Origin of the sequence: Calothrix sp. PCC 6303, from assembly GCF_000317435.1 — a bacterium.
In the GTDB taxonomy this organism is placed as follows: Bacteria; Cyanobacteriota; Cyanobacteriia; order Cyanobacteriales; family Nostocaceae; genus PCC-6303.
Genome location: NC_019751.1, coordinates 5,914,438 through 5,937,322 on the forward strand (window position 1 = coordinate 5,914,438; position 22,885 = coordinate 5,937,322).

18 protein-coding genes are annotated in these 22,885 nt (G+C 40.7%); 8 read left to right on the forward strand and 10 right to left on the reverse strand.

Annotation, left to right across the window (positions count from 1 at the left end; translation table 11 throughout):
• The first annotated feature begins 36 nt into the window (after positions 1-36).
• The 4 genes from ruvC (at position 37) to argJ (ending at position 5,176) form a co-directional block, all read left to right on the forward strand.
• Positions 37-558, forward strand: a complete 522-nt coding sequence (gene ruvC, locus CAL6303_RS23950; RefSeq protein WP_015200422.1) for a crossover junction endodeoxyribonuclease RuvC — start codon at positions 37-39, stop codon at positions 556-558.
• Between the two features lie 412 nt (positions 559-970).
• Positions 971-2,086, forward strand: a complete 1,116-nt coding sequence (locus CAL6303_RS23955; protein WP_015200423.1) for a hybrid sensor histidine kinase/response regulator — start codon at positions 971-973, stop codon at positions 2,084-2,086.
• A 67-nt stretch (positions 2,087-2,153) separates the two neighbouring features.
• Positions 2,154-3,530 carry an aldehyde dehydrogenase gene (locus CAL6303_RS23960; RefSeq protein WP_015200424.1) on the forward strand — a complete coding sequence of 459 codons (1,377 nt, stop codon included), beginning with the start codon at positions 2,154-2,156 and terminating at the stop codon, positions 3,528-3,530.
• Positions 3,531-3,904: 374 nt separating this feature from the next.
• Positions 3,905-5,176 (forward strand): bifunctional ornithine acetyltransferase/N-acetylglutamate synthase, encoded by a 1,272-nt coding sequence (argJ, locus tag CAL6303_RS23965; RefSeq protein ID WP_015200425.1) that lies wholly within the window; start codon positions 3,905-3,907, stop codon positions 5,174-5,176.
• A gap of 215 nt (positions 5,177-5,391) precedes the next feature.
• Here argJ and CAL6303_RS23970 read toward each other — a convergent pair whose 3' ends face one another.
• The 6 genes from CAL6303_RS23970 to CAL6303_RS23995 form a co-directional block, all read right to left on the reverse strand.
• Positions 5,392-5,574: a CsbD family protein gene (locus CAL6303_RS23970; protein WP_015200426.1), complete on the reverse strand. Its 183-nt coding sequence runs from the start codon at positions 5,572-5,574 to the stop codon at positions 5,392-5,394.
• A gap of 84 nt (positions 5,575-5,658) precedes the next feature.
• Complete coding sequence (locus CAL6303_RS23975) at positions 5,659-5,841, reverse strand: CsbD family protein (RefSeq protein ID WP_015200427.1); 183 nt, start codon at positions 5,839-5,841, stop codon at positions 5,659-5,661.
• 86 nt (positions 5,842-5,927) lie between these two features.
• Positions 5,928-6,110, reverse strand: a complete 183-nt coding sequence (locus CAL6303_RS23980; RefSeq protein ID WP_015200428.1) for a CsbD family protein — start codon at positions 6,108-6,110, stop codon at positions 5,928-5,930.
• Between the two features lie 250 nt (positions 6,111-6,360).
• Complete coding sequence (locus tag CAL6303_RS23985; protein WP_015200429.1) at positions 6,361-6,927, reverse strand: hypothetical protein; 567 nt, start codon at positions 6,925-6,927, stop codon at positions 6,361-6,363.
• A gap of 209 nt (positions 6,928-7,136) precedes the next feature.
• Positions 7,137-7,694, reverse strand: coding sequence for a glutathione S-transferase family protein (locus tag CAL6303_RS23990; RefSeq protein WP_015200430.1), 558 nt, complete (start codon positions 7,692-7,694; stop codon positions 7,137-7,139).
• Between the two features lie 113 nt (positions 7,695-7,807).
• Positions 7,808-8,272, reverse strand: a complete 465-nt coding sequence (locus CAL6303_RS23995) for a hypothetical protein (protein ID WP_015200431.1) — start codon at positions 8,270-8,272, stop codon at positions 7,808-7,810.
• A 496-nt stretch (positions 8,273-8,768) separates the two neighbouring features.
• Between CAL6303_RS23995 and CAL6303_RS24000 the strand changes: the two genes are divergently transcribed.
• Positions 8,769-9,458 carry a tetratricopeptide repeat protein gene (locus CAL6303_RS24000; RefSeq protein WP_015200432.1) on the forward strand — a complete coding sequence of 230 codons (690 nt, stop codon included), beginning with the start codon at positions 8,769-8,771 and terminating at the stop codon, positions 9,456-9,458.
• 72 nt (positions 9,459-9,530) lie between these two features.
• Here CAL6303_RS24000 and CAL6303_RS24005 read toward each other — a convergent pair whose 3' ends face one another.
• From CAL6303_RS24005 to CAL6303_RS24020, 4 genes are all read right to left on the reverse strand, one after another.
• Positions 9,531-11,549, reverse strand: coding sequence for a serine/threonine-protein kinase (locus CAL6303_RS24005; RefSeq protein WP_083866339.1), 2,019 nt, complete (start codon positions 11,547-11,549; stop codon positions 9,531-9,533).
• 626 nt (positions 11,550-12,175) lie between these two features.
• The gene (locus tag CAL6303_RS24010; RefSeq protein ID WP_015200434.1) at positions 12,176-13,264 is read right to left on the reverse strand and encodes a serine/threonine-protein kinase; all 1,089 of its coding nucleotides are present in this window, start codon (positions 13,262-13,264) and stop codon (positions 12,176-12,178) included.
• A gap of 245 nt (positions 13,265-13,509) precedes the next feature.
• On the reverse strand, positions 13,510-15,732 hold the full coding sequence (locus CAL6303_RS24015; protein WP_015200435.1) for a glycoside hydrolase: 2,223 nt from the start codon (positions 15,730-15,732) through the stop codon (positions 13,510-13,512).
• Positions 15,733-15,850: 118 nt separating this feature from the next.
• A complete protein-coding gene (locus CAL6303_RS24020; protein WP_041739928.1) occupies positions 15,851-16,081 on the reverse strand; it encodes a NifU family protein in 231 nt (76 codons plus the stop codon).
• A gap of 388 nt (positions 16,082-16,469) precedes the next feature.
• Between CAL6303_RS24020 and CAL6303_RS24025 the strand changes: the two genes are divergently transcribed.
• The 3 genes from CAL6303_RS24025 to CAL6303_RS24035 are packed head-to-tail and all read left to right on the forward strand — an operon-like array spanning position 16,470 to position 22,884.
• Positions 16,470-18,731, forward strand: a complete 2,262-nt coding sequence (locus CAL6303_RS24025; RefSeq protein ID WP_015200437.1) for an ATP-binding protein — start codon at positions 16,470-16,472, stop codon at positions 18,729-18,731.
• Positions 18,728-19,210 carry a response regulator gene (locus tag CAL6303_RS24030; RefSeq protein WP_015200438.1) on the forward strand — a complete coding sequence of 161 codons (483 nt, stop codon included), beginning with the start codon at positions 18,728-18,730 and terminating at the stop codon, positions 19,208-19,210. The genes CAL6303_RS24025 and CAL6303_RS24030 overlap by 4 nt, the downstream gene beginning before the upstream one ends.
• Entirely contained in the window at positions 19,210-22,884 is a 3,675-nt protein-coding gene (locus CAL6303_RS24035; RefSeq protein WP_015200439.1) for a response regulator, read from the forward strand. Before CAL6303_RS24030 ends, CAL6303_RS24035 begins: the two co-directional genes overlap by 1 nt.
• The last annotated feature ends 1 nt before the right edge of the window (position 22,885 follow it).

Genomic DNA, 22,885 nt, shown 5'->3' on the forward strand with positions numbered 1-22,885 from the left:
TATTCTCTCCCTGGTAGCATAAACAGAAAGAAATCAATGGAAAAGCTAATTTTAGGAATTGATCCAGGGCTAGCGACTATCGGGTTTGGAGCGATCGCGTGCAACCAAGAACCAAGTAAAATACATGATACAACCAATATTACACCCAACGGCAGCCCCGTAAGTATGCTGGATTTTGGTGTGATTCGCACGTCAGCCAAGGTGGAGATGGGTGAACGTCTATGTACTATATTTGATGACTTACACACGCTGATTGGCGAAATTAAGCCCGATTTGGTTGCAATCGAAAAACTATTTTTTTATCGCATGGGAAATACCATATTAGTTGCTCAAGCACGGGGTGTCATCATGTTAGTGATTGCACAGCACAAACTCCCTTATGTGGAGTTTACTCCAGCCCAAATTAAACAGGCTTTAACCGGATACGGAAATGCTGATAAAGGGGAGGTACAAGCTGCTGTAGCCCAAGAACTGGATTTGGAGGAAATTCCCAAACCTGATGACGCTGCTGACGCTTTAGCTGTTGCTTTGACTGCATGGTATCAAATTGGTTGTTAAAATTAACAGGGCTTATCGTACTCCTCCGAGTAAATGCCTCACTCCACCTAGGATTGAAAATCCCAGTCTCACAGCATAAGTCCATTGAAATTGACTAAAAACCAAAAATATTCAGTCATCTTGCAGATGACTTTGGTTATTAGACGACGGTTTCAAGCGTTGGCGGGCGTGGGATTATAGAGAATCTAGGGAATTCAAGACTTATGTGTACACCGTAGCTAAAAAAAGGGGGAACTGGAACAAAGTTCCTCTTAAAAAGGGCAGCCACCTGCAACCGACTTGTAGCATGTGGCGTGGATTTAGGCGGTTCGAGAAGCTTTTCATACCAACAAGAGGACTTTTCAAACATTCTTTTTGAGAAGTCTCAAACCTCCGACTGATAACTGTTCACTGTTCACTGATAACTGATTTAATGATTTCTAACCCTGACAAAATTCTAGTTGTCGATGATTCTCCAGATAATGTGTATCTCATCAAAAATATTTTGGAAGGAGAAGGTTATATCGTTACCACGGCAGAAAATGGTTTTACTGCTTTGGAAAAAATTACTGAATCAAAATTTGATTTGGTACTCTTGGATTTGATGATGCCAGAAATGGATGGATATGAAGTCACTCTGCATATCCGTGAAAATAAGGAATTGCAATTTATGCCAATTCTAATTATTACCGCCCATGATACGCCAAATGTTGCACAGGGATTAGATTTGGGTGCGGATGATTTTATTCGTAAACCCGTAACAGTGGATGAATTGTTAGCGCGGGTACGCTCTTTGTTACGTCTGAAACACAGTATTGATGAACGTGATGAAATTGCCCGTCAGCGTGAAGATTTTGTTTCTCGTCTCACTCACGACTTACGCACCCCCTTGGTAGCTGCTGAGAGAACGCTAGACTTGTTACAGGAGGGGGCTTTGGGGGAATTGTCCCCACAGTTGCTAGAAATTATTGGAATTATGGCACGTAGTAATACTAATTTACTAGCAATGGTGAATACTTTATTAGAAGTTTATCGGTTTGATGCTGGACGCAAAACTTTAGCTTTCCAACCTGTAGTTTTAAGCCAATTACTAGCAGAGGTAGCAGGTGAATTGGCACCATTAGCACAATCAAAAGGATTAGAGATTCAATTTGATTTTTCTGTTGAAAATCAAGCTAGTAAAATTTTAGGCGATCGCTTGGAACTTCACCGACTATTTACCAATTTGCTTGGTAATGCCATCAAGTTTACAGATAAAGGGATGGTGACTCTACGTCTCAAAACCATTCCTACTAGAAAACCAAGTATCATTATCGAATTTGCAGATACAGGTGTGGGAATTTCTGCTGAAGAACAAATAAATTTGTTTGAAAGGTTTCGTCAAGGCAGTCATAAACGGATGGGTAGTGGTTTAGGTTTATATCTTTCGCGGCGAATCGTTGAAGCACATCAAGGTAAAATTCAAGTAAAATCAGAATTAGGAAAAGGAAGCATTTTTCTAATTAGTTTACCAATGGATCAGTCAGACTTGGTAGATGAAAAAATCTAAATAAAATTATTCGCTATCATTATATTTGAGGTAAATATTCATCGAAATTCATTTAATTAGGGGTAATATGCTAGCTGAATCATCAATCGCAGAAACGGTTTCTCTACAAAGAAGTTTTTTTGCTACGGGAAAACCTAAAAATATCGACTTTAGAATTGAACAATTAAAAAAACTTAAGGAAGTAATTAAACAATCAGCAGAAAGTATCTTCACGGCTGTGAATGCTGACTTAAACAAACCCATGTTTGAAGCCTATACTTCCGAACTTGGGGCAATTACCCAAGAAATAGATTATGCTCTCAAACACATCAAAGCCTGGACAAAAATTCAGAAAAAGCCTGTATCACTTTCCCTGCAACCAGCTTCAGCCGAGATTTGTCCAGAACCCTTGGGAGTAGTTTTAATTATCAGTCCTTGGAACTATCCCTTCGCACTGAGTATAACGCCGTTGGTGGGCGCGATCGCATCGGGCAACTGTGCCATAATTAAACCCTCGGAACTTGCACCCCATACTTCTAAGTTAATCGCCGAAATTATTACTAAAAACTTTCCTTCAGAATATATTACCGTTGTGGAAGGTGGAGTTTCAACCAGTCAAGAACTACTTAAACAAAAATTTGACCACATATTTTTCACAGGTGGTACTGCTGTTGGTAAAATCATCATGGAAGCAGCCGCCAAACACCTAACTCCCGTAACTTTAGAATTGGGTGGTAAAAGTCCCTGTATTGTTGATGAAGATGTCAATATCGAAGTCGCGGCAAAACGCATCACTTGGGGCAAATTTATGAATTCTGGACAAACTTGTATTGCTCCAGATTATATTTTTGTTCACAAAAATGTTAAGCAAGATTTATGCAAATATATCAAACAATCTATCCAGGAATTTTATGGAGAAAATCCAATTGAAAGCCCTGATTATGGTAGGATAATTGGCAAAAAACATTATCAAAAATTAGCCAGCTTGCTAACTGGAGATATTCTTGTCGGTGGTGAAAGCAATGAAGATGAACTTTACATAGCCCCTACAATAATCGATCATGTCACCTGGGAAGATGAAATCATGCAAGATGAAATATTTGGTCCTATCTTGCCAATTATGGAATATAGCGATATCGAAACAGCTATTTCCCAAATTAATTCTCGCCCGAAACCACTGGCACTCTATATATTTTCTCAAGATAAAAACTTTCAAACTAAAATTCTTCAGGAAACTTCATCCGGGGGTGTCTGTATTAACGACACAATTAAGCAAGTTGGAGGATCATCTTTACCTTTTGGCGGTGTGGGTGACAGCGGTATTGGTAGTTATCACGGAAAAGCTAGTTTCGATACTTTTTCACATTACAAAAGTATTCTCAAACGACCCTTTTACCTAGATTTAAAGATACTTTATCCCCCTTATGAAGGTAAGTTATCTTTACTTAAGAAGCTTCTCGGTTAGAATGTATGAAGACTGCTTTACGAAAACTTCACGTAAACTTCATAAAAATAAACTAAAAGGGGGGTATTAACCCTCATGCTGTATATGCTATAGTATGTTAAGTAGATGCACCCTGATGATCTGGAGAGCTACCCTAGGTGGCTCTCTATTTTTTATATAGTTTCCATGTACTAAGGAACCTTGACATTTGCCGCTTCTTTAAGTTCCTGACGCTATGGAATTGAACGATTATCAGCAAAAGAATCGAGCTTGAGCAACAGCTTGATTTATATTTGAGCGTAGAATTATTAAAACCATTAATAAATTACCATTAATCTGGTAGCACGAACTTGATATAATCGCCAGTCGAAGGACATTCGCGGGGGAAATAATAAATGGCAGACTGGCATGAGATTTCTGGTGGAGTAACTGCACCTAGAGGCTACCGTGCAGCCGGGATTAAGGCAGGATTGAAACCTTCAGGATTACCCGACTTAGCATTAATTCTCTCCGACGTTGACGCGATCGCATCTGGAGTTTTTACCACAAGTTACGTGAAAGCAGCCTGTGTGGACTACTGTCGAGAGCAATTACAAAAAAAACAAGTAACTAGGGCAATCCTCTGTAATGCGGGACAAGCGAATGCAGCCACCGGAGAACAGGGAATGCGTGATGCCATCGAAAGCGCGACTTTATTGGCAAAAGAATTACAGATTTCCCCCGATTTAGTTTTAATCGCTTCCACGGGAGTAATCGGACAACGGATAAAAATGGATCCACTGCGGAGTGGAATTCCCAAATTAGTCGCAGCACTTTCGGAAACAGGTTCCGATAATGCGGCAGGGGCAATCATTACCACCGACTTAGTAACAAAAAGTATTTCATTGGAAACCACAATCGGCGATCGCTCAGTGAGAATTGGTGGTATAGCTAAAGGTTCGGGGATGATTCACCCAAATATGGCGACAATGTTGGGATTCGTGACTTGTGATGCTGCGGTTTCTCCCCATCTCTGGCAACAAATGTTAAGCCGTGCAGCAGATCGCAGTTTTAACTCCATTACCGTTGATGGTGACACTAGCACCAACGATAGTTTAATAGCCTTGGCAAATGGACAATCACGCACCCCAGCCATTACAGAAATGGGAGCAGAAGCCGAGAAATTAGAATCAATGTTAACGGCAGTCTGTCAACATTTAGCCAAAGCGATCGCGCGTGATGGAGAAGGGGCAACTTGTCTGATTGAAGTCCAAGTAACAGGGGCAACAGATGAAGCCGCAGCTCGTCAAGTAGCAAAAACCATTGTCAGTTCGTCTCTATTTAAATCGGCAATTTTTGGACATGATCCAAACTGGGGAAGAATTGCCGCCGCCGCTGGACGCGCTGGAGTCGTGTTTGACCAAGAACAATTACGGATACAACTTGGTAATTTTTTACTTATGGATCATGGTCAACCACTACCATTTGATAAAGGTGCGGCTAGTGCATATCTCAAAGAAATAGCCGAACCCTACACAGCAGTCGCAGCAGGTAACGGCAAACCGCAATCTGTAAATAATCCCGTTGTTGTTAAAGTTAGTCTTGGCAATGGCAAGGGAACAGGAAAAGCTTGGGGTTGTGACTTGAGTTATGACTACGTAAAAATCAACGCTGAATATACAACTTAACAAATAACAATTTAAATACCCGGTTTCTTTAATAAATCGGGTATCTCCACATCGCAAAACTTTTCATATAAAAAGCCCAGATCCTTAAGCTCTCAAGAAGCTACTGGATCTGGTGTAGAAGCTATTCACAGGTTTATAAACCGCACGTCATCAAATCAATTTTCTTCTTTCTTAAGTGAGAAAATTGACCGCTGAGAATTGATTATTGCACTTCCTTAATTAAGATTTTCTTTAACAGCGTCTTTTGCGTTCTCAACAGTGTGGCGCACTTTACTTTCAGCTTGTTTTGCTTTGCCTTCAGCCTGATCTTGAGGATCGCCAGTGACGTTTCCTACAGCTTCTTGAATTTTACCTTCGACGTTTTTGGCAACAGCCTTGGCACGATCTTCTAAACTCATTTGATTTCTCCAACTTATATTGAATATATTTCTACTGTTGATTAATTTAGATGTTGTTATTTGGCATCTGGTTTTGTCTCAAGACTAGTCAATCTTCTTTTTAACCGTGTCTTTTGCATCTTCAACAGTGTGGCGAACTTGGCTTTCAGCTTGCTTTGCTTTGCCTTCAGCTTTATCTTCAGGATCGCCAGTGACGTTTCCTACAGCTTCTTGAGCTTTACCTTCGACATTTTTAGCAACAGCTTTAGCGCGATCTTCTAAACTCATTTTCTTTCTCCAATTTGCTTGAAAATAATTTTACTGGTAGCTGGATCAGATGCTTTTTGGCATCTGACTCGCTCTTAGAACGATATCTAGTCAATATTCTTTTTAACTGCGTCTTTTGCATCTTCGACAGTGTGGCGGACTTGGCTTTCAGCTTGCTTTGCTTTGCCTTCAGCTTTATCTTCAGGGTCGCCAGTGACGTTTCCTACGGCTTCTTGAGCTTTACCTTCGACATTTTTAGCAACAGCTTTGGCGCGATCTTCTAAACTCATTTTCTTTCTCCAATTTCTTTAAAAGCACTGCTAGACTGTTTCACGAATCTAGTCATGCTTTCTTGCTACTCCTATAAGTTAATTGATTTTTCTCATGAGAGCGTCTTCCAGCAGACATAACATCCTTCTATACTAAAAGGTAGAGAATTACGAATAATTTTGGTTCACTAATAGTAGGCAACACAGGCAACGAAATGTAGAGTAACAAGCTCAACTAAGATCAATGTTCCGAAGGAAAATCTAATATCTGTTAATTATCAACTTTGAACTGATTTAATAACTTACTAGCTTCTTCTAATAATTCACCTTGTTCTATTTGTAATCTAGTAAGCTTTTGAGAAATTTCTATTAATCTCTGTTGTCTAGTTTGCTCTAAATTTTGAGATTCTAAAATTGCTTCCTGTATTAAAGATTTATCTGAATTTTTGTTAATAATTTGTTCAAAAAAAATAGATATAGATTTAAAAATATATTGGGCTAGTAACCAAGTCCACTTTAATGGGCTTCGCAGTAATGAGAGGCTTATAGACTCAATTAGACGGACAAAAGCACGAACTAAGCTTGTCATCAATATCAGGATAAATAAAATCAGTAATATTCCCAATAGTGGATGGTTGCTAATCCAAGTCAAAAATTGCAGTAATTTGGAAATTAACGGATATTTTTGGATGAAGTTTTCTAAGCTTTGATTTGTAGCTTGATTTATGCTTTCTTGCAATAGCAGTCCTACTTGTTGTGACTGTTCGATCATTGCATTGGTGCTACTACGGAATTTTCGCCAAATTCCTTCGGTAATATTCAGGAAGTAAATTATCATGCCTGAAGTTTATTGAGGTACGTTAATGCAGTCTAACGCACTTACCCCTTCAGGCGTGACAATTTGGGGAAGCTTTCTGGGGCAGTTGTCCCCGGAAACTTGGTACTTGAAAACATCGCTTGTGAGTCTCTAATAATTTGTATCCCACAATTTTTCTGCTTGTACCTGCCCGCGTTCAAATCCCTACACAAATTCTTCTAGGTTATGGCTTATCCCCTCTGTCCGAAAGCTTTCTGAAATGCTGGACGCTCTTGCATCTGCTCCATATACTTGGCAACATACGTATATTCACTTAAATCAATTTTAAGTAACATGGGGATGTAACTCAAATATGAGCCAACTGCGATATCCGCAACCGTAAACTCATTTCCCATCAAAAAGGGTTGATGCTCAAAAATTCCATTCAATGCTGTCATTAACTTCGGCATTTCCTTCTCTCGGTTCGCTTCGACAAAAATACCAGGTCCTAGAGTCGCATTGGCAAACAAAACCCATTGGGCAAATTCAGCTTGTTGATTTGAAGAATATTTGACGGGACTATATTTTTCAGCTAAGTACAATAAAATCGCTCCCGATTCCCATAGCTTCAAATCACCATCCACAATCGCTGGAACTTTCCCGAAAGGGTTAATTTCGAGGAATTCCTGTTGACGATGTTCTCCTGCTTGCATATCCAGTAGGACAAATTCGTAGGGAATAGCTAATTCTTCTAACTGCCATTGGATAATCGTGGCACGGCTGCGGGCAGCACCGTATAATTTCAACATAGTTTTTCTGTGTATTTTGACAATTACGAGACTACATAAGAGTATTTGTGTCAACTCTAGTCAGCAATCGGTTAACTGTTGACTTCGTGAAGTCAACAGTTAAAAATTAACAATTAAAGAACTTGATGGGTGTGGGAATGCTGCTTGACATTATCATCCTTGGTGACGATGCGGGAAGCATTCAAGATTCGCTTACGCTCAGTTGAGTAAGTAAATTTGCTGTGGCTAGTACCAAGGGGAATCAGCGATTGAGCAACTTCACGACGTTTATAAGTTCGTGCTGCGGCAAAAACCCGGTGTTCAAATTCTTCGCTAAATTGAGCATTTTCCGGAAAGCCTGGAGGAACTTGAAAATTACCATCATTTAAGACTGTTCCTATAGTGGTGGCGCAGGCAATCGTATATGAGGTGGGAATACCTTTAAAAAGTGCTTCCAATGCGGCAGAAGGTATGGCTTCGATGATTTCTACTTGATGAACCTCTCCATCTTCTTTGTAGAAGCAGGTTGCAGAACCAAGAACCACGTAATCATCTGTAGTTAGGTCGGGAGCGTCAGGATGATAAATTGCTGTTGTCATAGTCTAGGTTATTAAATCTTAATCCAGATGTAGAAACTACTGACGGGAAATTGGCAACTAGGAAATTAGATTCAAAAAATAGTTGGTATTTTGCGATAAACGATGTAATATAGATCACAAAGAGGAACGCTGCATTTTTTTCTGAATCTTTAATCTTTTGTTACTTTCTGATCTATTTGATCACTGATCTCCAATTTGTCCCTGGATTGCATTTTAGCAAGTTGTGGCTCTCACGACTTTAATTAATCTCCCAGATTAATGTTCGGTGTTTCTGGAATCGAACCTGGGGGTGAAGTATCAATAGTTAGATTGAAATAATAATTAATAGTGGATAGCTGTAACTAACCTGTCATCCCTGTGGTGATAGGGGTTGAGCCAGAAAAACTTCCCCCTAAGTGCTAATAGACACATTGATTAGTGACACAGGGGCTATAGAAAGAACGAACACAAAAATATAAGTTGATCTTACGGAGCAAGCTGCTCAGGCGGGAAGGATATGAATAGTTACTCTTTTTTAGTGCCAGAGAACGGACAAAATAAGCCCAAGCAAGGGGTAAAAAATAGTACAGTTGATGCCACACAAACAGAGGCAGATGAATGTCTTTTTACGGCATTGGGAGATAGTTATCTCCGCTCATCTGCGATTAAATCGGCTCAAAATGGTGATTACCGTCAAGCGATCGCGCTTTTGGATCAGCTACTGGTGCGTAACCCCAAAAGTGCTATAGACTATAACAATCGCGGGTTTATTTATTTTCAGTGTGGTGAGAAACACAAAGCTTTTGCAGATTATAATCGGGCGATAGAATTAAAATCTGATTTAGCCAGCGCTTACAATAATCGTGGTAATTATTACGCTGCATGTGGTGAATTGGAGAATGCGATCGCAGATTATGATAATGCCTTAGATTTCAATCCTAGCTATGTTAGAGCCTGGATTAACCGTGGCATCACCCTACGGGATTTGGGGCAGTATGATGAGGCTGTTGAAGACTTGGAAGCAGCATTGATTTTTGGTCAACTAGAAGCCAATATCTTCGCAGAACGTGGTAGAACCTACCATTTATGGGGTGATTGGAATTGTGCGATCGCAGATTACCGTCGTGCATTAAATTTATTTACAGATTCTAATTTACGTTTACGCACTCAAGTAGAAAATTGGATGGGTGAGTTGCTTTGCCCATAAGGAGTCGGGAGTGAGTCCAAATAAAAAAAATCACCGTCGCTCACCACTCACCACTCACTTAAAGATAAGATATCACTTAGTACGTCTCCAGATTCTAAGGGTTTTATCTTCGCTACCACTAACGAGGGTGGAAGCGTCACGGTTTAAACCGATGGATTCAACAGCACCAGTGTGAGATGTGAGGGTACGAATTGTTCTCCCAGTCAAAAAGTTCCATAATTTGATTGTGCGATCGCTACTTGCTGTTGTTAGAGTCATTTCGTCGGGATTAAAAGCTACAGATGTAACTCCCGCTGTATGTCCTGTTAATGTCCGAATTAGCTGTTTTTTCTCTAAATTCCACAATTTGACTGTTTTGTCACCGCTAGCAGTAGCGAGGGTTTTACCATCAGGACTAAATGCCAAACTATTGATGGTGTCTTCATGTCCTGTGAGGGTGGTAATGATTTGTCCGGTACTAACATTCCACAATTTAACCGTTTTATCTACACCAGCACTAGCGAGAATGTTACCATCTGGACTGAATGCGATCGCATGAACTGATGAAGTATGTCCCATCAAGGTTACAATTTCTCTGCGACTACCCAAATCCCACAGCTTGATTGTGGCATCATCACTGCCATCAGCAACTATTTTACTATCTGGACTAATGGCTACAGCCCGAATAGGTTGGGAATGTCCTCCCAAGGTTGCCAATTCTTTTCCATTTGCCATTGTCCAAAGTTTAACGACGTTATCATCGCCACCGCTAACCAAAATCTTACCATCGTTGCTGATAGCGATCGCATTAACTTGTTTAGTATGTCCATCAAAGGTGGCAACTTCCTGTCCTGTTAATAAACTCCAAAGTTTGATGGTATTTTGATTATTACTGGCAATTGTTTTCCCATCTGGGGTAACTAAAACCGATAAAACTGTATTTGTATAACCGCGAATTGTCACAGCTAGGGAATAATCTGGTATAAAACCTTTGCTAGACAAATCAATACCAATTGTATCGGGATTTGGCTGACTTAAATTAGACGGATTATTATTACCAAAGCTATCAAATTGTTTGTACCAAAACTCTCCCATCACTAATAATAGTATTCCGGCTCCAGCTACTATAGCAATTTGGAGTTTTACACCTTTTTTATTTAAAACTGGTAAAGAATTTATCTTCACAGGGACAGGTGATTTATAGCCTAAGTCACGCAATACATCATCAGCCGATTGATAACGCTGATGTAAATCTTTTTTTAATAACTTGTTAAGGATCTGTGTAAATTGATCACTAATGGGACTTTTTAAATATTGCTGCCAACAATTCACCCAAGCATAACCATGTTCAGTCCATAATTGAAATGGAGAAATTCCCGTCAACAGATGAAAACAAGTAGCACCTAAACTAAATAAATCGCTGGCAGGATAAGCTACTCCATCACGAATTTGTTCGATTGGTGAATATCCATGGGAACCTATCGATGTTCCTGTTTTTGATTGGACTCTGACAGTAAATTGTTTCGATGAACCAAAATCAATTAAATTCAATCGTTGATCGCTTTTCCGCAACATAATATTTTGCGGTTTGATATCACGATGAATTACCCCATGCTCATGTACAAATTTAAGCACAGGTAATAAATTCAACAAAATTTCTTGAATTTCACCCTCCGTATATGGCGATTGATTAGTTTTTCCACGACGACGAGTATCTAGTTCTCGAAGTAAATTTTGTCCATCAATAAATTGCTGAACTAAATATAAATAACTATCTTGTTCAAAATAAGCTAGTAGTGTGGGAATTTGCGGATGTTCCCCTAATTCCTGTAATCTTTTTGCTTCTTTTTGAAACAATTCAATCGCTTTTTTCAGTGCCCAACTTCCTTCTGCTTTTGGCGCTAATTGCTTGATGACACAAAGTTCATTGAGTTTATCAATATCTTCTGCTAAGTAAGTTCTGCCAAATCCACCTTCGTCAGAGAGTACGCGAATTACCCGGAATCGATTTCGCAGCAACACAACCAAAGGTGCGCTACAAGTTAGGCAAAACTTTTCTCCATCAGGGTTAAGGGGATTTGAGCAATCGGGATTCAGGCAGCATATCGTCATTTTAGAAGCATCACTGCGTTGCAATTTCTAATGCCCTGACACTATTCTGACTGGGAATTAAGTTTTTTTATTATATAGAAACTTCTTACAAAAAATATGCTTTATTAATTAATTTTTCATGTATTTGTTCTTATTCATGTTTGACAAAATTTCATGTATTAATATTCACATATTTATCATATCAATAGATACAATTTGTTCAAATATCAGTTTTTTATAATAATTAGTTACTGAATAACATAACCATGATTTAAATATCTCAGTGAGAGAGGATAAAAAGTTAGATTTAAATGGATTAAATCTTGATTATAAGTGATTTAGTAGTTATGTATACTGCGCTTGTTTTAAATCCATTATATTCAGCGATATAAATTATATTTTAGCTAAATAAAACACCAAAAAATACCTAGCACAGTTCGGCGTAAATAAGTCAACCATTACAAACAGACAAAAAGCTTGTTTTATTGGCTTTATTCCTGCTGCCTTCACGTACTAGCACCCTGTAAAATATCTGTAAAAGGTTTTTGCTGTTGACTACTAAACTACGCCTGCTAAATCATGTTTGTAAATCATGTACTTGAAATTTACTATGCAAAATGTAACTATTTCTACATTTTTCCACGAATTTAGTTGCTAACCTGGGGAAAATGACGCTTCACTTTTGACTGATGCTGTTTTAATTTATTCCGCCATTCACGAATAGCGATCGCACTCCGGGAAACAGGGGCAATATAGCCCTCTCGCATCTCCTCAATACTACCCTCACTATTGGGACTAAAACGTTGATTAGTCATACAGTTAGACAAGGTTGGTAAATAGGATTCCATTCCCAAATCCCACATTACCTCTTCAGCGGTTTTATAACGTTCCTCTAAAGAAATTTTCATCATTTTGCTCAAAACCTGTGCAAAGTGAGGACTAACTTCCACATGCTTCTGCCAACATATTTCCCCAGTATCACCGTCATAATCAAACTCTAAAGGTGCTTTCCCAGTGAGTAAAAACAAAGATGTCACACCCACCGCATAGATATCACTAGCATAAACAGGACGCAAAGAAAACTGTTCGGGTGGTGCAAAACCCATTGTTCCGACAAAATTGGTGCTAGCGCTTCTGGTTTCGCTTTTTTGTACGGTACGTACTAATTCTTCCTTAACCGCACCAAAATCAATTAGGACTAATCTCCCATCATCGTCACACCTGAGCAAGTTGTGAGGTTTAATATCGCGGTGAATAACTCGATGTTTGTGAATATACTGTAACACTGGGAGTATATCTCGCAGAAACTGCTTGACTGCCGCTTCATTTTTCGCTCCAGAACGTCTAACATCCCGCGCTATAGTGGAACCCCGGACATATTCTTGAACTAAATAAAACTCGTTATTCATTTCAAAGTAATCCAGAAGCATGGGAACCTGGGAATGGGTACCAAGTTCACCTAGAGTTTTTGCTTCTTTTTCAAAGCGTTCCCTTGCACGTCCCCAACTTTTGGGATTTGTCACTTTCGGGCAAAGCTGTTTAATCACACATACAGGTTCACCGGGCAAAGTCACATTTTTAGCAAGAAATGTGACACCAAAACCACCTCTACCTAAAATTCGTAAAATTTCGTAGCGATTCCGAAATAGTAACTTAGATCCGCAAAGCTGACCTAGTTGGGTTTCGAGCAAAATATCATCATGAAAATTGGACACATTCTTAGAGAAACAATTCATGAGGGCAATGGGGTTGCTGAAGAGCAAATAACTAGTTCATCTAGATGTCTTCAATGTAGCCACAAACTGACACAACGGCTAGTAGCATTACTGTATCTTTGCAAGATTCTAACGTTTTCTAAAAGTATCCGGAAGCGAATAATTAAGGATGTATGAAAGCCAAGTAAGGATACATAGATAGAGGAAATTAGAGTTTTGGATACCCGACTTTGAACCAGTCAGGTATCTAAAGACACTTACGTTTTCTAGGGAACCTCAATAGGAATCAGTGAATTTTGTGGTAGATAGTCCTGATAACTTCCTTCCTCTGCCAATACCATCACTAGTTGCAGTGCAAAATCGGGTGGTATTTGTAAATCAGCCCAAGGTACTGCCAATTCTAAACATTTATCTATGGCAACTTGAGCGCGACTGGTACGAGAGCACCATTGCAAGTTATCGGTAGCTTCCCAAAAATTCACCGATTGTGTAAGCAAATTAATTTCCAAGTGGTGATGGAAAAGGTAATTTAGGGGTTCGGTGTTGGGTAATTTTTCCAGAGGAATTGGACTATTGTGCATTGTGTGTCCGGGGTAATACCACAGTAAATTTAATTCTGTTGGTAAATCATGTCCTGGTTTAATACCGCTTTTAAAATCCAATCGCAGGTAAAAATTCAAGTGATCAACCCCGTACCAAAGCCGTTGAATCGGGCTACTATTATGCATGGTTCCCCTAGAACCACCAATTTCGATGCGTCCAGCTTTATCCCAATCTTGCTCATCACCTTTGCCATCGACAATGGGATGAATAAAACTGGTGGGACGGCTGTCACTTTTAGCTTCGTGACTTTCTAAGGGTTGGTATAAATATGGGGGAATTGGTTCTTTGAGTGCCTGGTAAATACCGCAGAGATGTTCGCGGAATAGTTGGTCAAAAATGGCATCTTGGTTAGAAGAATGTCCCTCCCCAAACCACCAAAACCAATCTGAACCTTCGGCTGCGTATAAAGCTTCCCAAGCTTCTGGGTTGGTTTCTTCGGTGGCTTCCGGGTGATTAGCGAGGGTTTGACGGGCAGCGGTGAGGTAGTCCCAAGCACGATTTTTTACAGGGTCGCCAATCCAGGTTGTGAAGCTACCATCAACCCAGGAACCACTGTGTAAATTATCACTTTTAATTGTGGCGGTTGCGGGGTGTTTTTCCAGGAATTCGGAGACGGTGACTAATTTCAGGTGTGGTTCATTGCTGAGGCTTTGATATAGGGCTTCAAGGAAGGGTTTACCATCTTGTTGATAGAATTCCCAACAGTTTTCCCCATCCAGGGCAATGGTGACTAACCAGGGTTGTTCCGGTTGCTGTTGACGCTGCATTCGTGCGATCGCTTGGAGATGTCCCACGAGATCAGCAGCGGCTTTTTTGGGTGCCATGGAACCGTAGGTAAAGCCAATCAGGTCAGAAAGACGGTGATCGCGGAAGACGATGGCTACGTCACCTTCAGGAGTTTGTAAGCGATAGGGTCGATATAATAATTGGGGTTCGAGAACATTACCTGCTCCATCCCGGTGAAAGAAGTGTTTCAGTGTCCACCCCAAAACAGCTTCATCTGAGCAAATCCACTTAAACCCTTGTTTAATTATGTGGGGTAATATCTCCGGACTTACAGATTGTTCAGAGGGCCATAATCCCTTGGGGCTTGCTCCAAATCTATCTATATATAAATCCCAGGATTTTTGTAAGTGTCGGGGAATATCTTCTGACCACTGAAACCTAGCTTGGGGTAAAGCCATATTAGATACAGCAACTCTGCCAGAGTTGGTATCAGCAAGCAAAGGCAAGATGGGGTGAGTGTAGGGTGTAGTTGTCACCTCCAATTGTCCTGCTTCTTGCATTTTGCGGTGTTGGGGAATAATTCGGCTGAGGATTTCCCTTTGCTTCGAGTATATGTTTACGCGATCGCGTAAATCAAAATCTTTGCCCCGTTGCAACCATGAGGCGATTTCCGGATCATCCCAAAACAACGGATCAATCCAAGCTAAATTATGCCAAGCCAACAAATCACTATAATCTTCGAGTTGCCAATTGGCTAAACACCAGCTTTCACCATTTTCCTGACGCTGATTGTACAACTGAGCGTAACGGGGATGGGGATCAATCAAAGTGTGATGATTCGCATCAAAAAAATGATGAACAATAAACTCACGCTGTTCTAAAGTTAATTTCTCAGTTGGTGTCAAACTTGCTTCTAAGTAAGGATCCATTGCTTTGCCAGCAATATAATCTTCAATCTGCAAAATTAATGAAGGTACCAAATTCACCGTCTGGTGCAACTGAGGATATTTTTCCAGCAATAAAACTAAATCTAAATAATCTTTGGTTCCATGCAACCGCACCCAAGGCAAACGGTAATTTTGGCTACCCCTGACGTTTGGTAATTTATAAAGTGGTTGGTGTTGATGCCAGATAAATGCAATGTAAAGAGGATGAGACATAAAGTATTAGTGAGGGAGTTGAGAGTTGGTTAGCCAGTTAGTTACTGGTCATTTACCCAAAAGGGAGTTAGCAATCAGTTTGAGTAATAATAAAAGCGCAACTCCCATCTCCCCACTTTTACACGACTTGTTCTACTTCGGCAATTTCGGGAATCATTTCCCGTAAACGTCTTTCAATACCCATTCTCAAAGTCATCGCAGAACTTGGGCAAGTTCCACAAGCACCCTGTAAACGCAGCTTCACAATAGGACCATCCAGTTCCACAAGCTCAACGTTACCACCATCTGACATTAAGTATGGGCGCATTTCATCTAATACTTGTTCAACGTTGTCTGTTGTCAATTCCATAGTTTTAAGATTTTTGGGGGTAAACACTTTACAATTGTCAAGCAAATTTAAGGAAATTGTTATTTTCCATAATTCAGTTTGCTAATTAGATCCTAAAGCCAATTTACTAGTTGAGCAAAATAAATTAGGTGCGGAAATCTTCCCATGCAGCCAAAGAAGAGGCAGGGAAGTAAGGGGTAGAGGACACGCTGTTGACTTTAATCAGATTTACCCAGGATAGCGACTAACGATCGAAACCCGGTTTATTCAGATAGAATACGGAAAATCTTTGTATTTAGCCCTTGATAAACTGGGTTTCTCGGCTTCACGAAAAGTATTGAACAACGTCAAATCAAAATTATTAATTAGCCCTTAACAGGGTACTCCTGCTCCCTACCTCCACATAATTATGCATTCCACCGATCAGAATCTTGATTTAACTAATTGCGATAGAGAACCAATTCACGTTCCAGGGTTAATTCAACCCCATGGTGTGCTATTGGTTTTGCAGGAATTGGATCTGGAAATAGTTCAAGTTAGCAATAATACGTTTGAGTTACTGGGTAATCATCCTCAAGATATTTTGGGGCAAACTTTATCAGATTTGCTCGTCCCGGAACAAATTAACGCTATTCGACAATACTTGAGTGAAGACTTTGAGCATGTAAATCCTTTGGATATTTCGATTCAATGTGAAACCAAGTTAATTTCCTTTGATGGGATTATTCATCGTCAGGATGGAATGGTGATTTTAGAATTGGAACCCAAGCATACGGATCAGAAGGCAGATTTTGTTGAGTTTTATCAGCGGGTCAGGGGTACAATTAGCAAGATTCAAAAGGCTCCCGGCTTGTTAGAAATGTGCCAAGCTGTGGTGAAAGAGGTGCGGATAATTACAGGGTTTGACCGTGTTATGGTTTACCAATTTGATGCAGAGGGATGTGGACAGGTGATTGCGGAAGATAAGTTAGAGCAGTTGATTGCTTATCTAGATTTACGTTACCCTGCAACCGATATTCCTAAACAAGCCAAACAGCTTTATACCCGGAACTGGTTACGTTTAATTCCAGATTCTGACTATCAACCTGTAGGTTTAGTATCACAGAATAATTCTGAGCAACCACTAGATTTAAGTTTATCGGTGCTAAGGAGTGTATCACCTCTGCATCTGGAATACCTGAATAATATGAAGGTGAGAGCCTCCATGTCAATTTCCTTAATCCAAAACGGAAATTTATGGGGACTGATTGCTTGTCATCACTGCACTCCCAGATATGTCCCCTATAATGTGCGAACTATGTGTGAGTTTGTGGGACAGGTGATGTCCATTGAACTGGCAAATAAAGAAGTTCGTGAAGATTTAGACTACAAAATGGGATTGAAGTTACTGCAAGGCAAGTTTGTGACACTGCTCTCCCAGTCAAAAAACTTTTTGGATGGATTAGTTCAAATAGATAGGAATTTGCTGGATTTAGCCAGCGCATCAGGAGCAGCAATTTTCACTAAAGAGCAAATTATCTGCATCGGTAAAACACCCCAAGAAGCAGAATTATCTGCCCTGCGGGATTGGGTAAAAACTAAGATTGAGTATAATTTGTTTCACACAAGTTTCCTTTCTCAAATTTACCCAGCAGCAGCGTCTTTTCAAACAGTTGGTAGCGGTTTATTGGCGTTGGAAATATCTAAAGTCAACCAAAATTATATTTTCTGGTTTCGTCCCGAAGTCATCCAAACTGTTAATTGGGGTGGTAATCCCAATAAACCTGTAGAAGTCACTATTGATGGAGAAGTACGGCTATCCCCACGTAAATCCTTTGAAAAATGGCAAGAAACTGTACAAGGTTGTGCATTGCCCTGGAAACCTTGCGAAATAGAAACTGTTTCTGAGTTACGAAGCCTAATTGTGGAAATTGTTCTTGCCCAAACAGACGAACTAGCAAAAATCAATTTGGAGTTGGAACGTAGCAATATTGAACTGGATTCCTTTGCTTATATTGCTTCCCATGATTTGAAGGAACCACTGCGGGGAATTCACAACTATTCTCATTTTTTGATGGAAGATTATGCTGATGTGTTGGATGGCAGCGGAGTTGCTAAACTTAATACATTAGTACGCCTGACTCAACGGATGGAGGATTTGATTAACTCACTGTTGCACTATTCTCGTTTGGGACGTGCCGAACTTTCTCGTCAACCAACAAACTTAAACCATCTACTACAACAGGCAATCGATACCTTGAGAATCAGCCAGCCTGAAAGCACAGTTGAGTTCCGCTTGCCCCAATCCCTGCCGATCATTTTATGCGATCGCACTCAAGTCAACGAGTTGTTTACCAACCTCCTTACCAACGCTATCAAGTACAACGATAAATCGGACAAATGGGTGGAAATTGGTTTTTGCGAATCGGTAAGCAACCAGCCTGACAACCCTATTTTCTATAGCTTTTATGTCCGTGATAACGGCATTGGAATTGCCGAACAAAATTTAGAGCGAGTATTCCAAATCTTCAAACGTCTCCATGCACGAGATGAGTATGGTGGTGGTACAGGAGCAGGGTTAACAATAGTTCAAAAAATTGTCCAGCGACATGGTGGTAAAATTTGGATAGAATCAACACCGGGCGAGGGTAGTACATTTTACTTCACCTTGGCGGCAAAAATCGAAGTATGACTCAATTCTCCGTCATTTCTGTTAAGAGACCCCCGCTTTTGTTAGTGGTTGAAGATAGCAATGAAGATTTTGAAGCATTGCAACGCTACCTCGACAAATACCCCTTGACTATTCCTGTCTACCGTTGCGTTAATGGTGATGACGCTTTGGCTTTTCTTTATCACACTGGTAATTACACTGATTACCAGAATGCTCCCCGACCAGGACTGATTGTACTGGATCTCAACCTACCAGGGATGGATGGGCGAGAAGTATTGCAACAAATCAAACAAGATGAGGATTTAAAATTAATTCCTGTAGTTATTTTCACTACATCAAACAGCCCCAAAGATATTCAAGCCTGCTACAAACAAGGGGTGAATAGCTATATCGTCAAACCAATGGATGCTGCTAGATTAAAACGTAACATTCAAACCTTGATAGATTATTGGTTTGATACAACAGTCCTCCCTACCGATGTTTCGGAGAAAAACCAGTGATGGATCGAATTCAGCGCACTGTTTTGGTTGTAGATGACAACCCTGAAGACTGCGAAATGTATCGCCGCTATTTACTGAGAATTCAAGAGTATAACTACACTGTGGTAGTTGCAACCTTGGGACAGGAAGGGCTAGCTCAGTGGCGACAGTACCAACCAGATGCGGTGTTGCTAGACTATCGATTGCCTGATATGGACGGTCTGGAATTTCTCAGCGCTCTGCAAGCTCAAGGACAAAAATCGCTTCTCTCAGTAATTATGGTGACGGGGGAAGGAAATGAAGCGATCGCAGTTCAAGCAATTAAAGCAGGTGCTCAAGATTACTTGGTTAAAGGAAAAATTACCCCGGAGAAATTGCGTTTAGCAGTTAACGCTACTATAAATTCAGTGGGATTACAAAATCAACTGCAACAGCGGATTGAGCGGGAGCGTGTAATTGCTGAGATTTCTCAAAAAGTTTACAAATCACTAGAACTGGATGATGTTCTCAACACTACTGTACAAGAAGTACGTAATTTTCTCCAAAGCGATCGCGTCCTCGTTTTTCATCTAGAATCAGATGGCAGCGGGACGGTAATGGCAGAATCTGTTGGGGCAGAGTGGTGTTCGATCCTAACAACAAAAATCTATGACCCCTGCCTGGTTGAAAGCTATATAGAACAATATCGTCAGGGACTTGTCACCACTACCACAGATACTTACGATGGCAGCATCGATCCTTGTCATCTGGAACTGCTAGATCAATTTCAAGTTAGAGCAAATCTAGTGGTGCCGATTCTCCACGAAGACCAATTTTGGGGACTGCTAATTGCCCACCAATGTAACGCTCCTCGCCAATGGCAACCCTTAGAAACTGATTTACTCCAGCAGTTAGCAACCCAAGTAAGTGTTGCTATCCGTCAAGCAGAGCTTTATCAACAAGCACAGAGAGAATTAGCCGAACGGCAACGCGCTGAAGAAGTGTTGCGAGACAAAGAGGAAAAACTACGTTTGGCGCTAGAAGCTTCCCAAATGGTAACTTGGGACTGGAATATTCTGACAAATGAAATTCAATGGTCTGGCAGTGAAACAATGCTGTTGGAGCTAGTTTCCTACGATCTGTGGTTTTCTCGACTGTTTCCGGAAGACCGCGATCGCGTCCTAGATGCAATCAATGCTGCCATCACAACTGGTGTAGATTACGACATGGAATTTCGCATGATCTACCCAGATGATAGCATTCGTTGGAAACTAAGCCAGGGAAAAGTATTTTATAATTCAACTGGACAACCGACACGGATGACAGGTATTAACCTGGATATCACCGATCGTAAAAGATCAGAAGCGGAAATTCGCCAAAGTGAATACCAAGTTCGGCGAATCCTAAATAACTTGTTTAGTTTTGTTGGCGTGATGACCCCAGATGGTGTACTGGTTGAAGCCAATCGAACGGCATTAGAAGCCGCTGCACTATCTCCCAGTGATGTATTGGGTAAACCCTTTCCCGACACCTATTGGTGGTCTTACAGTCCAGAAATTCAAGCCCAACTAGCGCTGGCGATTCAACAAGCGGCAGCCGGAGAAATAGTTCGCTATGACGTAGAGGTGCGCTTGGGTGAAGGAAAATTCATCGTCATCGATTTTTTCCTAGCACCTTTATTCGATGATACAGGACGAGTCGAGTATCTTATTCCTTCCGGCATCGATATCACGGATCGGAAACTAGCCCAAGAAGCTTTACAAAAAAGTGAAGAGTTTAAGAACCGAGTATTAGAAAGCAGTAGTGACTGCATCAAAGTACTTGATATGGAGGGACGACTGTTATACGTTAACGCAGGTGGGATGTGCCTCTTAGAGATCGATGATCTGACTCCCTTCCTCAATACCGAGTGGCTGTGTTTTTGGCAAGACGAATACCGACAAGCAGCAACAGCCGCCATCACTCAGGCAAAGAGAGGAGAAACTGCTAAATTTCAAGGCTTTTGTCCCACTGCGAAAGGGACACCCAAATGGTGGGATGTTGTGGTTTCACCTATCCGCGATTCAGCCGGACAGGTGATACAACTTTTATCGGTTTCTAGGGATATGACCGAGCAGAAACAAGCACAAGCCTCTTTGCAAGAGCAAACTAAATTATTACAAGTTATTTTAAGCAGCATTGGTGATGGTTTAATTGCTGCCAACCAACAAGGGGAATTGACAATTTTTAATGAGGCTGCACACAGCATATTTGGTTCACTTTTAAATGAGATACCACCTAATGAATGGGCAAGCACCTATGGACTGTTTTTACCTGACCAAAAAACCCTATTTCCTCAAGACGAATTCCCCCTAATAAAAGCTTTACAAGGCGAAACAGTTACAGATGTAGAGGTGTTTATCTGCAATCAGCAGGAATTAGAAGGACGGTGGATCAGTGCTAATGGCTACCCTTTAAGTGATGGAAGTGACGATATTAAAGGCGGAATAGTTGTCTTTCGAGATATTACAGAACGAAAACGATCTGAAATCGAACGCGATCGCATTCTTCAATTAGAACAAGCTGCCCGTACAGAGGCAGAACGTGCTAACCGCGTCAAAGATGAGTTTCTAGCAGTACTATCCCACGAACTGCGATCGCCCCTCAACCCAATTCTGGGCTGGACAAAACTCCTACAAACGCGCCAGTTTGACGCAGATCAAACTGCAAAAGCACTGGCAACAATTGAACGTAACGCCAAATTACAAACAGAACTAATTGACGATCTCCTGGATATCGCCAAGATTTTGCGCGGCAAACTTAACTTGAATGTAGCTCCAGTCAATTTAAAATTAATCATTGAAGCTGCACTAGATACCGTTAGTACGGCAGCCACCGCTAAGTCAATTTTAATTGAGGCAAGAGTACCCCCAATTGGTCAAGTATTAGGTGATGCAACTCGACTTCAACAAGTTATCTGGAACTTAATTTCCAATGCTATTAAATTTACACCTTCAGGTGGACGCATTGATATTCGCTTACAAAATGTAGATGATCACGCACAACTCACCTTCACAGATACTGGTAAAGGCATTAACCCTGACTTTATACCCCACATATTTGAGGCGTTTCGTCAAGAAGACTTCTCTGTCACCCGCAAACATGGTGGTTTAGGGCTGGGGTTAGCTATTGTGTATAGCTTGGTGGAACTTCACGGTGGCACTATCAGCGCTGCAAGTCTAGGTGAAGGACAAGGTGCCACTTTTACTGTTCGATTACCCTTACTGAAAGATGATAGTCAACAAATTGATGAATTGTTAGAACAAGAACCAGATCTAACTGGAATCAAAATTTTGACAGTGGATGACGATCAAGATTCTCGTGAATTACTGACGGTTTTATTGATGCAGTATGGAGCCGAGGTGACAGCACTCACCTCTGCCCAAGATGTTTTGAGTACCTTAGAATCCTCCTTTCAACCCGATGTATTAGTCAGTGATATTGGAATGCCAGATATGGATGGTTATACCCTGATCAGACGTATCCGCGCTTTGGCACCCCAACAAGGTGGAAAAGTTCCAGCCATTGCCCTCACCTCCTATGCTAGAGAAACAGACCAACAACAAGCCCTAGCAGCCGGGTTTCAACGGCACATTGCCAAACCTATTGATCCTCACCAATTAGCTCAAGCTATTGTTTTAGTTTTGTGCAACTCAAAAAATACCAGTTTGAGTTAAC